The 14,703-nt window shown below is 39.2% G+C and carries 11 protein-coding genes; 6 read left to right on the forward strand and 5 right to left on the reverse strand.

Going from position 1 to position 14,703, the window contains the following annotated elements:
- Positions 1–6 precede the first annotated feature (6 nt).
- Together DTK66_RS03275 and DTK66_RS03280 are read left to right on the forward strand one after the other, a co-directional pair.
- Positions 7–771 (forward strand): LytR/AlgR family response regulator transcription factor, encoded by a 765-nt coding sequence (locus tag DTK66_RS03275; RefSeq protein ID WP_191667769.1) that lies wholly within the window; start codon positions 7–9, stop codon positions 769–771.
- A gap of 231 nt (positions 772–1,002) precedes the next feature.
- Positions 1,003–1,182: a hypothetical protein gene (locus DTK66_RS03280; protein WP_191667770.1), complete on the forward strand. Its 180-nt coding sequence runs from the start codon at positions 1,003–1,005 to the stop codon at positions 1,180–1,182.
- 411 nt (positions 1,183–1,593) lie between these two features.
- On the opposite strand, the gene DTK66_RS03285 is transcribed toward DTK66_RS03280, so the two are convergent.
- The 3 genes from DTK66_RS03285 to DTK66_RS03295 all read right to left on the reverse strand — a co-directional run bounded on the left by DTK66_RS03285 (position 1,594) and on the right by DTK66_RS03295 (position 4,325).
- Positions 1,594–2,022, reverse strand: coding sequence for an OsmC family protein (locus DTK66_RS03285; protein ID WP_153929805.1), 429 nt, complete (start codon positions 2,020–2,022; stop codon positions 1,594–1,596).
- 118 nt (positions 2,023–2,140) lie between these two features.
- The gene (locus tag DTK66_RS03290; RefSeq protein WP_191667771.1) at positions 2,141–3,136 is read right to left on the reverse strand and encodes a D-2-hydroxyacid dehydrogenase; all 996 of its coding nucleotides are present in this window, start codon (positions 3,134–3,136) and stop codon (positions 2,141–2,143) included.
- 1 nt (position 3,137) lies between these two features.
- Entirely contained in the window at positions 3,138–4,325 is a 1,188-nt protein-coding gene (locus DTK66_RS03295; protein ID WP_191667772.1) for an aminotransferase class I/II-fold pyridoxal phosphate-dependent enzyme, read from the reverse strand.
- Positions 4,326–4,811: 486 nt separating this feature from the next.
- On the opposite strand from DTK66_RS03295, the gene DTK66_RS03300 reads away from it, so the two are divergent.
- The gene (locus DTK66_RS03300; protein ID WP_153929802.1) at positions 4,812–5,033 is read left to right on the forward strand and encodes a transcriptional regulator; all 222 of its coding nucleotides are present in this window, start codon (positions 4,812–4,814) and stop codon (positions 5,031–5,033) included.
- A 115-nt stretch (positions 5,034–5,148) separates the two neighbouring features.
- Entirely contained in the window at positions 5,149–7,368 is a 2,220-nt protein-coding gene (locus DTK66_RS03305) for an ATP-dependent Clp protease ATP-binding subunit (RefSeq protein ID WP_153929801.1), read from the forward strand.
- A 70-nt stretch (positions 7,369–7,438) separates the two neighbouring features.
- Here DTK66_RS03305 and menC read toward each other — a convergent pair whose 3' ends face one another.
- The gene (gene menC / locus DTK66_RS03310) at positions 7,439–8,542 is read right to left on the reverse strand and encodes an o-succinylbenzoate synthase (RefSeq protein WP_191667773.1); all 1,104 of its coding nucleotides are present in this window, start codon (positions 8,540–8,542) and stop codon (positions 7,439–7,441) included.
- A gap of 823 nt (positions 8,543–9,365) precedes the next feature.
- Here menC and DTK66_RS03315 point away from each other — a divergent pair.
- Complete coding sequence (locus DTK66_RS03315; protein WP_191667774.1) at positions 9,366–12,293, forward strand: hypothetical protein; 2,928 nt, start codon at positions 9,366–9,368, stop codon at positions 12,291–12,293.
- Positions 12,294–12,348: 55 nt separating this feature from the next.
- On the opposite strand, the gene DTK66_RS03320 is transcribed toward DTK66_RS03315, so the two are convergent.
- Positions 12,349–12,933 carry a GNAT family N-acetyltransferase gene (locus tag DTK66_RS03320; RefSeq protein ID WP_191667775.1) on the reverse strand — a complete coding sequence of 195 codons (585 nt, stop codon included), beginning with the start codon at positions 12,931–12,933 and terminating at the stop codon, positions 12,349–12,351.
- Positions 12,934–13,076: 143 nt separating this feature from the next.
- Here DTK66_RS03320 and cls point away from each other — a divergent pair, with 143 nt between their 5' ends.
- Entirely contained in the window at positions 13,077–14,540 is a 1,464-nt protein-coding gene (gene cls, locus DTK66_RS03325; RefSeq protein WP_191667776.1) for a cardiolipin synthase, read from the forward strand.
- The last annotated feature ends 163 nt before the right edge of the window (positions 14,541–14,703 follow it).

Consider the following 14,703-nt stretch of genomic DNA (forward strand, 5'->3'; position numbering starts at 1 on the left):
AATAAAATGCTAAAGGTAATTATTTTAGAAAATAATGATTATCAATCTGATTATATTGAGAAAATAGTTACTCAACGGCGGATGATTAATAATACTCCGCAAAGTTATGATATGAAGGTTTGGCTACAAACGGATGACCCCCAAGAAGTAATTAAAAAGGTAAAAGATGAAGATTATCTCGCAATTTTAGATATTGAACTGGATAATAAAATTAGTGGGATAGATGTTGCGGAGGAAATCCGTAAAAAATCAGAATTTGCTGAAATTATTTTTGTGACAGCTTATCAAGAATATTTACCGTATACCGTATCACGTCGAATTGAACCTTTTGATTATGTTTCTAAGGGTCAGGATATTACATCAATCACTGATCGCTTGCGCAAAGATATTGATGAAGCATATTTGCGTTACCAGAACTATATTAATGGCGGACAAAAAAAGCAAGATAAATTTACTTATGAGCCAATCCACGGTGTAAAACGTCAAGTCAATTTTGATGATTTATATTATATTGAATCCGTAAAAAATGAAAATCGCCGTTTGCGAATTGTGGGCAAAAATATTCGTATTGAGTACCATGGTGAATTGCGAAAGATAGATGATAACAGGTTGTTGCGAGTGAATCAAAGCACCTTGATAAATCCTTTGTCAATTCAGGAATTTAATCGGAAAGAACGCGTTGTTTACTTTGGAGATAGTGAACTGAAAGTAACGGTAAGTTATCGAAAAGTAAAAATGTTGAGTGAATTTCTTGAAAGAGAGAAGAAATAGTAATTTTATCTTAGAATGCAAAGAGGCTGGGGAAAAACTCAGTCTCTTTGCTTAATTTATGACTTATTGCAAGTGCTTTTCTAACAGGTGTATAATATGATAGCGCTTTCTTAAAGTGGCGACGAATTATGCATGAAAGTATACGAATTTTGCAAAATGAAACAAGGCAACTTTTATCATATATACTAATCGTGCGAGAAGAACAATCTTGTTGGAAAGACGGTGTTGATAATGAGTTCTAAATTTAATCGCAAATTTTATACTAACCTTGATTTTTATATTTATATTATAGTTACATTCTTTTGGATTTTAGCAATTCCTAAAGCAAGCAATATTTATGAAACAATTATCTGTGTGGCTTGTACAATTATTGGAATTTTTGCGGCTTTACGGATTCTGTTCAAAAAGTGAATAACCTTTTATTATGACTTATGGAATGCATAAAAGCTCCGAATCGCAATGGATACGGAGCTTTTATTGAATAAATTATTCTTTATAAAACATGGTTTTAAGTATTGAGCCGATTATGAAAATGATAAAAAAGATACACATCAATGACTCGTATTGTGGCAAGGGTCCATCGAGAAAAGGGCTTAGCCAAAGGAATAGCAGGAATAAATACATATAGAATGATCCGCTGCGCCAAAAATATCTGTTGAAATGAATCTTCATAACAATCTCCCCTATACAACCGATTAGAATATTTTCTATGTGATTGATTATAAGGAAAATCGTAGTATTTAGATCATCTTGCATTATTCGTTAGTTTTTTTGCAGAATTTGTATAGGTTGACTACCTATCAAAACACCAAGGCGTTTGTTCTAATCTACCCGCACAAAACCATCTTGGACAAATTTTGTCCCATAAACTAAGGTGTTTTCAACCGGGCACTTAGCAGCTACGTCAGCGAGGAACTTTTTAATATCTTCATCTGATTCACTGCTGCGGAGGTGTGGTTGGTAACGAATCTCGGTAAATTTGCGAACGTTTTTGCCATCAGCGACATTTTCACGGTCAAGGTCACCCTCAATAGTTACCCAAAATGCTTGCAAGTCAAAATTACGTTTATTAGCTAGTGCTTGAGCAGTGATTGCTTGGCAAGCGCCAAATGAAGTTAGGAGGATCTCGACCGGATTCATCCCCGTATTGGTACTTCCTGGTTCATCAAAAGTGATCTCAAAGCCACGAGTACCAGCTGATACCTGCATTCCCGTGGTAGTCTTAGTCGCAGTTACTTTATACTTAGTCATCAATAGTCCCTCCTCGTTTAATTAACCATAGTTTACTTTTTCACTCATGATAGTTCAACCTAATTGCTTATTAATAATCCCCGCCAAATACACTAAAAAAGCTGGTGGGGATTGTTTTTTATAATTTGATTTCGTGGGGTGATTGCTTTCCGTTGAGAATGGCGAGAACATCATCTAAGGAAAAATCAACCATATTTTGAACGGCTAGGTTAGTAAAAAAGGCAATATGAGGTGTAAGAATTACGTTATCCATCGCATGTAGTTCTTTAACGAGCGGCTGGTCATCAAGCCCTTTTTCTCGGCGGTCCGCAGCTGCAACTGTTTCTTCACCTTCAAAGGTATCGAGGGCGGCCGCGGCGATTTCACCAGCTTTTAATGCTGTAACGAGGTCAGCCGTATTGACGACAGGTCCCCGACTAGCATTGACAAGACCAGCGGTTGGTTTCATCAAGGCAAACTCTTTAGCAGTCAGCAACCCCTTGGAAGTAGGGTTTAAGTCAACATGGAGACTTACTACGTCCGCGCGTTTTAGTAATTCTTCTTTAGCAACGAATTCGACAACTCCTTCAAGATCAGTCCGTGGATTAGTATCATAACCAAGAACAGTAGCACCGAGGGCATTGAGAAGTTTAGCAAGTGTTCCGCCGATACGTCCGACTCCAATAATTCCAATAGTTGCCGTGTGAATTTCTATTGATTGTTCATCGCTAAACCAGCGGAAGTCATTATTAGCAACTTGGTGGTCAAAACGATAAGAATTCCGTAGTAACCGCAAAATCTGCATCAAGGCAAATTCGGCAACACTTCGTGGGGAATAGGCAGGAACATTAGTGACAATTAAGCCGTTAGCATTAGCTTGTTTGACGTCAACCATGTCAAATCCCGCGGTCCGAGTAGCAATTTGCTTCAGACCATTAGCGTGGAGTTTAGCATAAATATCATCAGGGAGCTTACTGCGTTGTTGAATTACTAATCCATCGATATCAGTAGTTAGGTCAATGGCATCATCAATTAGTTTCGGGGTTGTGATGATTTCAATATTATTTTTCTTAGCATAGTTCTTAATTGCGGGTTGTTCATCATCACGAACACTAGTCATCAAAATTTTAGTCATTTTAGTCCTCCTTATTAACGAATGCAGCAATATTATCCATTGCTTGCTTCAATGTCTCCATGCTAGTAGCGTAACTAATCCGAACGTATCCTTGACCACCTGCGCCAAAAAATGATCCGGGAATTACTGCGACTTTTCCTTCATTAGCAAGATCCGTAGCGAACTTCAAATCATCATTACCAAATTGAGTAGGAATTTTCGCGAAAATGTAGAAGGCGCCATTTGGCGTAGTCATCTCAAAGCCGAGTTGTTTTAGCACCTCAACGACAAAATTACGACGTTGCTTGTATGCTTCTTTCATCTCAAGCGTGGCCGTTTTTCCTTCGACTGTATCAAACGCGGCAACCGCGGCGGCCATGGTAGGATCAGATGCCGCAGTAACCATCATGGCATGAATTGCACTGACGGGTTTCATTAACTCTTGTGGACCAGCGATAAAACCAATGCGGTAACCAGTCATAGCGTGAGACTTTGAAGCGCCATTTAAAATGAGGGTTTGCTCGGGGATGAAGCTGGCAATCGAAGTATGCGGCCCATCATATACAAGTTCAGAATAAATTTCATCAGCAATTACAACTAAGTTAGTTGCTTTAATTGCTTCGGCCAGCGCCTTAATTTGTGCCGCGGTATAGGTTACGCCCGTTGGGTTAGAAGGGTAATTAAGAATAATTCCTTTAGCATGCGGATGTTTTGCGAGAACAGCTTGTAATTTTGCGGGAGTAAGGACGAAATTATCAGCACTAGTATCAATTTCAACTGGGGTACCCCCTAAAATCTTAGTGACGACCATGTAGAGCGGGAAAGTAGGTGTAGTAACTAAGATCTCGTCACCGGGATTAATAATAGCTGAAAGAGAGGCGTAGATTCCTTCAGTTGCGCCAACAGTAACGGCAATTTCACTATCTGGGTCGTAGTCAAGATTATAGCGGTCGGCCATAAAATGAGCGATAGCCTTTCGCAAAGCAGGGGTTCCAGTTCCCGGAGCATAATGTGAATCATTAGCATTGATACTTGCAATCGCGGCCTCTTTCATTGCTGCTGGAACATTAAAGTCTGGTTCACCAAGGGTTAGTTTAATAATTCCAGGGATAGAACTTGCTTTATAGTCAAATTCGCGAATTCCACCTGGAGTAAGTTTATTAAAATTGTGGTTGAGATTTGTGAGTAGTTCTTTTTTAGTTGCTGGCATAGTAGTTCCTCCTAATTAATATAAATAGGTAAAATTATGTACAAAGAAGCCCTGGATGCTAATGTTTATAACATCCAGGGCTCCTCGATCAGATTGGAATGAGTATAAAAGAGGTTTCCGGATGTTTGGGGATCATCCGGAAACGCCACAATGACGAAATCACTGCTGGTCAGCGGACGAGATTGTCGCTAAACCAGAAGGCATACGCTTGATGTAAGTGAAGTGTTACAGTGATCATCATTATGTCCTCCTTTGATTAACTGATTATTAATAATTCTAATGATTTTTTAATCTATGTCAATGGTTTATTTAGAAAAAATAATAAATAATAGAAAAATAGGCTTTTAACTAAGGAACAATGTTTATGGTGATTTTTAATGTTGTTCTTATTTATATTTTTAAAAATTTTTTTATTTTTTGTGGGTGTTTTTATTGTACTATTTCACAAATGTGATATAATAAAAATCGTAAAGGAAGTGGGTAGCAATGCGGATCGACATCAAACATTATTTGGAAGTTAACCACTTGACGATCTATCAAGTTTCCAAACGTTCCGGTTACGGCTACACGACTTTACACAAATCGTTTAACAAACCACAATCTAGTTCGACTTCGCTTAACCTACGTGATCTCGATGCTTTAGCGCAAGCTCAAGATAAGAGCATGTGGGAAGTTCTGAAAGAACTAGAAGAGAATTATCTCGAATGAAATTGTGGCGTTGCTGTAGCCACAGGAAGTCAGATACGTTAACTTTTGGCTTTCAATATTATTTTAGACTACGATTTTTTAGAAAAGCAGATTAACTAATGAGGAGGGATTGCATATGGCTCAAAACCCAATGAATCCATTTGACAGTGACATGAACGACATTTTCAACCAATTAATGGGTGGAATGAATGGTTTTAATTCTGATAATCGGCGTTACCTAATCAATGGTCGTGAAGTAACACCAGAAGAATTTGCTGAATATCGTAAGACCGGTCAATTACCTGGTGGCGCAAATCCTCAACAAGGCCCAGGCCCTCAACCTAACGAAGGAAAAGATAGTATCTTACACAAGTTAGGTCGTAATTTAACTGAAGAAGCTCGGCAACATGAACTTGACCCAGTTATTGGTCGTAACAAAGAAATTCAAGAAACTGCTGAAATTCTTAGCCGTCGTACCAAGAACAATCCTGTATTAGTCGGTGATGCTGGGGTTGGTAAGACTGCTGTTGTAGAAGGCTTAGCACAAGCAATTGTTTCCGGTGATGTACCAGCTGCTATTAAGGATAAGGAAATTATTAGCATTGATATTTCTGGTCTTGAAGCAGGTACGCAATACCGTGGTAGCTTTGAAGAAAATATGCAAAAATTAATTGATGAAGTGAAGAAGGCTGGAAACATTATCCTCTTCTTCGATGAAATTCATCAAATTATTGGTGCCGGTTCAACTGGTGACTCTAGTGGTTCAAAGGGAATGTCTGACATTATCAAGCCAGCATTATCCCGTGGTGAAATCACGGTTATCGGTGCAACTACCCAAGATGAATATCGTAATACAATTATGAAGGACGCTGCGCTTGATCGGCGGTTTAACCCAGTTACAGTTAATGCGCCAAGTAAGGCTGACACTGTAGCAATTTTGAAGGGTATTCGTGACTTATACGAACGTCACCACAATGTAAAATTGCCTGACGATGTCCTTCAAGCTGCAGTTGATTACTCTGTTCAATACATGCCACAACGGGCATTACCTGACAAGGCAATTGATTTAATTGATATGACTGCTGCTCACTTAGCTGCAAAACACCCAGCTCGTGATGCTAAGGCAATTGAAAAAGACATTGCCGCTGCTGAAAAGAAGCAAAAGGAAGCAGCTAAGAAAGAAGATTACAAAGCAGCTCAAGAAGCCAAGGAAAAGATTGCTGACTTGAAGAAGCAATTGAGTGAAAACTCTGAATCAGAAAAGGTTACTGCTACTCCAGAAGATGTTGCTAAGGCAGTTGAACAAATGACTGGTATTCCAGTTTCTAAGATTGGGGCCAGTGATGTTGAACGGCTAAAGGATATGGACAAGCGGCTTGAAGGTAAGGTTATTGGTCAAGATGAAGCTGTTGAAGCAGTTGCTCGTGCCATCCGTCGTAACCGTGCTGGATTTGACGAAGGCGACTCACCAATTGGTAGCTTCTTATTTGTTGGACCTACTGGGGTTGGTAAGACTGAACTTGCTAAGCAATTAGCCCTTGATATGTTTGGTAGCAAGAATGACATTATTCGGTTAGATATGTCTGAATACTCTGACCGGACAGCTGTATCTAAGATGATTGGTGCTACTGCCGGTTATGTTGGTTACGAAGACAACGGTAATACCTTAACTGAAAAGGTTCGTCGTCACCCTTATTCCATCATTCTTTTGGATGAAATTGAAAAGGCTAACCCACAAGTTATCACCCTCTTATTACAAGTGCTTGATGATGGTCGATTAACTGATGGTCAAGGTAATACAATTGACTTCAAGAATACTGTAATCATTGCAACTTCAAATGCAGGGTACTCCAATGACGCCCCAGTTAAGATGGGTCATAACGAAGACGAAGAAGACTTAATCAAGAAATTAACTAATTACTTCCGTCCAGAATTCTTGAACCGGTTCAACGCAATTGTTGAATTTCACAGCTTAACTAAGGAAGACTTGAAGAAGATTGTTGACTTGATGCTGGCTGAAGTTAACCGGACATTAGCTAAGAAGGGCATGGATGTTAAGGTTACTGATGCTGCTAAGCAATACTTGATCGATGAAGGTTACGATGAATCGATGGGTGCTCGTCCGCTTCGTCGGGTTATCGAACGTGAAATCCGTGATAAGGTAACTGATTACTACCTTGACCACCTTGATGTAAAGCACTTAGTTGCTGAAATGAAGGACGGCAAGTTGGTAATTGTAGATGCTAAGGATGCCGCTGAAGATGACAGCAAGGAATACACTCCTAAAGACGAAAAGAAAGATGACAAGAAGGAAGAAGATTCAAAGTCTGACGAAGACAAGAAAGACGAAAAGTAATTTTCCTTCATTAAATTAATAAAAAAACGCATGAATTAACTTAAGGGGTTAGTTCGTGCGTTTTTTGCATTTAAAAACTTGTTTCTTCTATAGTATAACGATGAATAGTGTTCCAGTTTAATTCATAACCAATCCCAGAGTTGGTTGGCACATTGATTTTGCCATCGTTTAATTTAATTTCAGGATTAATAATGTCATGGGCGAAGTAACGCTGTGAGGCAGAAATGTCATTTGGCAGGGTATAACCAGGAAGTGCAGCTGCCGCGATGTCAACTGCTCGTGCAACTCCTGATCCGAGCATTCCCCCGCACCAGCAGGCTATTTGATGAGTTTGAGCGAATGATTGAATTTCTTTAGCGATAGTTAAACCGCCAACCTTACTGATTTTGATATTTATTATTCGACCACTTCCTAACTGCTCCATTGCTTGTGCATCGGCAAGACTGTTGATGCTCTCATCCAAACAAATGGGAGTGATTAGCTGCTGTTGGAGTTGTGCATGATGAAGGAGATCATCGGCTTCGAGTGGCTGTTCAATCATTAAGAGGTTAAGCTCATCAAGACGTTGTAAGTTTTTACTATCCTGTAATCGATAGGCGGAATTAGCATCAGCCATTAGCTTGAGGTGCGGAAATTCATTGCGGACAGCCTTAAGAAACTGATAATCAGCACCTGGTTTGATTTTAACTTTCACACGCTGGTAACCGGCTTGCACAGCTTGACGGACTTTTTTGATTAGGGCTGTCGGAGAAGGTTGAATACCGATACTAATGCCTGCCAGCACTTCTTTTTTATTCCCACCAATTGCTTTTGCAAGTGATTGATGGTTTCTTTTGGCGTATAGGTCCCACATGGCGGTATCAATTGCCGCTTTAGCCATGTTGTTTCTCTTAATAACAGCAAATAGATCCTTCAATTCAGCGGGTGAAGCGAGTTCTTGATTAAGAAGCATTGGAATAAGGGTGTTTTTGAGTAAAAGATAAGCACTATCCCTAAACTCTTCCGTATAAAAAGGGCAACTAAATGCAGAACATTCCCCGTATCCCGAATAGCCATCTTCATCATTTAATACTAATAAGGTGAAATCTTTAGTTGTCATTTGACCAAAGCTCGTTATAAATGGTGACTGAAGTGGCAGATTTATCTTATAAAGATGAGCAGTAGTGATTTTCACTTAAAGTCAGCTCCTTAAATAGTTATTAATTTCTAGTTTGGGATAAAGGGTAGTAATTGTAAATGGTAATATGCATAAAATGCTCGGAAAAGTAGGTAGAGGATTTAAGACAAAAATGGGCAAAAAACTCCTAAAATCAGACAAAAATAGGGTAAAAAAAGGGTTAGTGATCAAGTTGACTTATCATCTCATCTAAACATGTGAAAAATAAAGTCGATTAAAGGGTGTTCTTGTTAAATGTAAGTGCCTTAAACTTAGATTTATCAAGGGTTTGATGGGTTACCACTTGTTAAATGATGGGGTAAAAAGTGTACGAAAAGCTTAAAAAATGGTTGTTGCATCTCCTGACTAACGTCTTCTTTTGCGACAGTTGTATCAAAATGTAAGGTGGAAATTAGTGATTTTTAGGGTACTTGGAGTGATAAATAAAAGGTGATTTAATGACCTATAATTATCACGGGAACGGTTTTAAAATTTTTTAATTTTTTTTGAAACTAAACGGGGGATTTAAATAACCGAAAATGGTTTTGATTAAATTGGTGGTTGACTGATTACGTGATTAGTCCAGAATCGTTGATAAATAAGGATTTATTCTATATATAAAATTCTATTCGAGTGATTAATGAACAGTTGTTTCGCTGATAAGTAGAGCTGCTTAACAGGTGAATAGCTAAAAAGTGAAAATGACCGTTTGAAATTTCAAGTCACTTGTAATCCCGCAAAACCTTGATATAGTAGGAACTGTTAAGTCATTAAGCAATAAACCTTGCATGAATAATTTATTTTCTTTTGAATATTTTTTCATAAACGGGGGTTTATTAAAATGAGAAATTCGAATACAAATAATTGGCGTTCAACTGCTTTGGTTGCGGGGGCAATCTTAACAGCAGGTGTCGTTACCACCACTTCAACGACTAATGCACACGCTGATGATAACCAAAATAATGCACAAGTAAGTGACACCCAAGTTACTTATGATCAAGTTCGGGCAACTGCTGATCAGCAACTTGCACAATTGCAATCAGCTAATGATAGTAAAGAAGCTCAACAAGCTACGGCCAATGAGCAATCAAATGCTGCGGATCTTGCACAAACCAACGCACAAATTGATCAATTAAAAGCTAGTCATGCTGCCTTAGAACAACAACAAGCTGGTGCTATTGCACAAGCACAAGCTTCAACTGCTGCTTCAATTGAAGCGCAAACTTCAGCTGCAAATGCTGAATACCAACAACAAATTGACGCACAACAACAAAACGAAGCCGCTCAACGCACAGCTAATGATCAACGGTACGCACAAGCCGTTAGTCAAGCAGCTGCAAACCAACAAGCAATCGCTGATGTTCAAGCACAATACCAAAAGTCATTAAGCGATGCTGCTAATACACAAACAAGTCAAAACCAAAGTGCTACTAACGATTACAATGCCGCAATTGCAAAAGAAAATGACGCTTACCAAAATAAGGTTAATGCACAACAAGCAACCAATGCAGCTAATGTAAAGAACGCTGAAGCAGCACTTGCTACCGCTACTGCTAATGCTAAAAAGCCATACAATGTAGAAGGTACAAAGGAAGTAGCTAAAGATGGTCGGGTTGCTAAGTCACAACTAGATGTTAAGGTTGATGATTACGTTCAAAAGCAAGGAATCCGTCTAGAAGTTCCTGGTTACTATGATAGTACAATTCCTGTTTCAGCTTACACACACAAAGAATTTGCTAATACTTACTATGGTGAATATCCTGATTCTTCTGTAATCCTTAACAAGGCTGAAGATTCAACGCCACACAGTATTAACGAATTGCCATTAGACTTCCAACCAGGTCTATTGAATTACGATGCTAAGAACGATCAATCTGAAAAGGTTTCAGCAGAAGGTTTATCTGCTGCTCAAATTCAAGTATTACGGGCATTAGTAGTTTCATGGGAAAATGGTTTCCGTAACAATGTCTTCAATAACTATCGCGACTTCTACAATGCTGTAAATAGTCAAAATGGTTTTGCTAATGTTGCACCTAATGACCTTGTAAATACTAACATTTCTGATAGTGTTGCTGATCAAGTAGTTGCTAGTCGGACTAAGTACAATGTTGATAACAACAGTCACAGTATTACTAGCAGTGGAATGCCAAAGGATGCTACTTATAGTGCTTACCTTGCCAATGCCACTAAGAACCTACAAAACGATTTAACTAACGAATTTACAGGTAAGACAGTTTATGATGTTACTAACGAAAACCTTACAACGATGCAAGCTGCTCACCCAACGTTACTTAATTATGCTATCAACCTTTACAACTCAATGCAGGGTATGTATTACGGTGAATTAGTAAATCCTACACACATTGGTGGTCACGCTAAGAACCTTCTTCGGGCCGATGCTCACATCGTTGGAATTGGTTTCCAAAAGTTAACAGACGCAATGGTTACTAAGCCAGGTTCAGGTGTTTCTGACCGGACAAATCCTTCATATGCCGTAACCTTTGACCACACTGGTATCAACATTGACCACAATGCTAACTTAACTAAAGAAGTTCAAGGACGTAATGTTTGGGGTAATTCAACAGTTGATGCTCAGACTAATGCAATTAAGGGTGCCCAACATTACACTGTCACTGAAAAGACAAGCCAAACGGTAAACCCAACTGATGAAAAAGTTCAAGAGGATACTGCTGGAGCACAACAAAACTTGGCTAATGTTAAGGCACAAGCACAACAAGCACTTAAGGTCTTAGAAAATGACCATCAAGCTAACGTAAATAAACTTACTCAACAATATAATGATGCTAAGGCTCAAGTAAAGGCAAACTACGACAATGCTGTTGCTAAGGCTGTTAGTGTACGAGATGCTGCTCTTAAGGCAAATGGTGCAGTAGATCTCCAAGCTTACAAGGCACAATTAGATGAAGCTTACCAAAATCTTGTTAAGGCTGACCAAGTGGCCGCACAAAAGTTTGCTGCTGACCGTGATGCCAAGATTGCTAATATCAAGACTAGTGAAAATGCTAAACTTGATGCTAAGATTGCCGAATTAGTACCAAGCATCGAACCACAAATTCAAGAATTGCAAGCACGCCACCAAGCAGTTGTTGCTCATGGTGATGAAGTCCTTGCTGAATTAAAGGCTACTAACAAGGCTGCTTACGATAAGCTTCAAAGCCAATTTAACGTTCAATTAGCTGCAATTCAAAAGCGTGATGCTGCTAAGAACGCTGATAAGGTTCAACTTGGTAACAATACAGTGGTTCTTCCAGCTCAAGGTAAGACTACTAATGGCAATGTTGCTACTGTTGCATTCCCAGCCACCGCTAGCCGTCCACAAGCTGCTAGTCATGTGCAAACTGTTTCAACGCCATCAATTGTTCGGACTGCTACTCAGGCACCCGTTGCAGTTGCTCCAGTTGTTGCAACCACAAACCGCGTAGCTGGAAATGGCAATGCGCAACAAGCACCAGTTGTAACCCAAACTGCTGCTGTTGCTGCTACAACTAACAATGGCACGACTACAAACAACAATTCTGCTACTACGACACCAGTTGCTGCTACCGCTAACAAAGCCACTAAGGCGGATAACAGTAAGAAGTCAGCTACAAAGGCTGATGTAACTGTTGCTAAGAAGCAATCTCCTGCAAAGAAGAATGAATCATCGCAAAAGGTAAATCAATCTTCAATGTCAATTGTTGCTTTAGCTGCCACTGCATTGCTTGGTACCATTGGTATTACTTACAGCTCAAAGAAGCGCCACAACTAATCCGATTCGGTTAAAAATATAAAAAAGAGATTGGAGCAAAATCCAATCTCTTTTTTTATAGATTATCAATCAATGGTTGCATAAAATCATTGTTAATATGGGTAAATTGATGATGGGTGCCGAGGTTTAGTTCATATGCAATCCGCTCGGGATCATTTTTTTCATTAACTTCAATGATACCTCGCTTACGAAAATTAAAGTTTTCCGCAATATGCTGCATTGCTTTGTTGTTACGATGTGTATCAAGACGAAAATTTTTAATTCCTTGCATTTGACCAACTGTTAGTAAATTGGAGAAAAGAATTTTACTTAATCCTTGTCCTTGATATTCATTGCTGATTGCAACCCGATGAATGGTAGCATAGGAATCATTTGGCTGGCTCCATTGACCATTGGTAATGATCCGGTAAGTTGGTTCAGGAGTCAGCTGGAGGGTAGCAGTTGCAACGACTTGGTGGTCGTCTACTAGTACCCAGTTAGTCTGCATTGCAATATCTTGAGCAAATGTCTCACGATTAGGATAGCCATCTTGCCATTGGGGACTACCATTTTCCTTTAACAATGACTTTGCATTTTTGATAATCTTCATAATTGCATCTAAATCTGGTGCTTGGGCTCGCCTTAAGTATATTTCGGCCATTTTATGAACCTCCCCTAAGATAATTAATTCCATTGTAAGGCAATTACGGAAAAATGTCGGTAAATTTTAATAATGATTGTATTTCAGAAAAGATCTGATTGCGTTAGAATGAACATCAGTAATCTAAACGGGGAGGGTAAGTGATGGCATTAACATGGACAATTATTCGGTGGTTTTTGCTACTAGTTATCCTCGTTAACGAAATAGCAGCGATTTTTACTGTGTTTCGTGAAAAACGTGATATTGCAGCGACATGGGCGTGGCTACTGGTTCTAACCTTAATTCCCGTGTTTGGATTTATACTATATGCCTTCTTTGGTCGGAAACTCCCCCATAAAAGGTTGGAATTGATTAAATCACAAACACAACTTAAGTTAAAACAGGCGCTTGAACAGCAAAAACAGCAATTTATTAATATGCCCAAACCTAAAGATCAGACTGTTCAAATTTATCGGCGGACGATTATGCTTTTTCAGAGTATTGATGACTCGTTTTTGACCCGCCATAATAATGTGGATATTTTTACAGAGGGAAATGCCCTTTTCCAAAAAATGTTTAATGATATTGCCGCAGCGAAAAATAGCGTCCATATTGAATTTTATACTATTTACAATGATAAGATTGGTAATGAGTTACGGACACTATTAGAACAAAAGGCAGCAGAAGGTGTAGAGGTTCGCGTCCTCTATGATTCATGGGGATCGATGGGGGTTCGTCCTAGTTTTTATGACCACTTGCGAGAGGTAGGCGGTTATGCCGCACCTTTCTTAATGGCGCGAAGTAATTTCTTTGATTTTCGGATAAATTATCGTGACCACCGTAAAATTGTCGTCATTGATGGTGAGATTGGCTATGTCGGTGGATTTAACGTAGGGGACCAGTACCTTGGCCGGGTGTCTAAATTTGGTCCTTGGCGAGATACGCATCTCCGTATCGTGGGTGGCGGCGTATATAGTCTACAACGACGGTTTATTGGTGATTGGAACGCTTCAATGAAAAAGAAAACTGATAAGATTTTTCACTACCATCCATATTTCCAACCAATCAGAGTTCGCGGTAACGTAGCGTTGCAAAGTGTTTCGAGTGGACCAGAAGCGCCATTAGAAAAAATTAAAATGGGTTATTTACGCCTAATTAACGCTGCGCAGGATCATATTTGGATTCAAACGCCCTACCTGATTCCAGATGATAGTATTCTTGATGCGTTGCGGGTAGCTGCGCATTCGGGGATCGATGTCCGCATTATGATTCCGTCCATGCCTGATCATGCCTTTGTTTACCGAGCAACGCAGTATTATGCACACGATCTTGCTAACCATGGAGTTACAATTTATTACTATGAGAAAGGTTTCCTCCATTCTAAAACAATGATGATTGATGGGCGAATGGCTTCAGTAGGGTCAGCAAACCTTGATTTTCGTAGCTTTAAGCTAAATTTCGAGATTAATGCTTTTATTTATAGTCAGACCACAGTTGATGAATTAGAAAAAATATTTGTAAATGATATTAGGAATTCGCGGGTAATAACGCCGCAGATGTTTGCTAATCAATCACGATGGTTAAGATTTAAACAGACAGCATCACGGTTACTGTCGCCAATTTTATAAAGGATTGTGAATAGAAATATCGCAGTCCTTTTATTATTTTAAAATCATGGCGGTTAATGGCTAGAATCCTGTTCCGTCCGGTTAGCGACTTCGTGGGGTAAGAAGATTTTAGGTTTAGTTTTTCATAAAGAATATATGTTCGTTTTATGATAAAATAGTAGGA

It is taken from the genome of Limosilactobacillus walteri, assembly GCF_014830205.1.
Taxonomy (GTDB): Bacteria; Bacillota; Bacilli; order Lactobacillales; family Lactobacillaceae; genus Limosilactobacillus; species Limosilactobacillus walteri.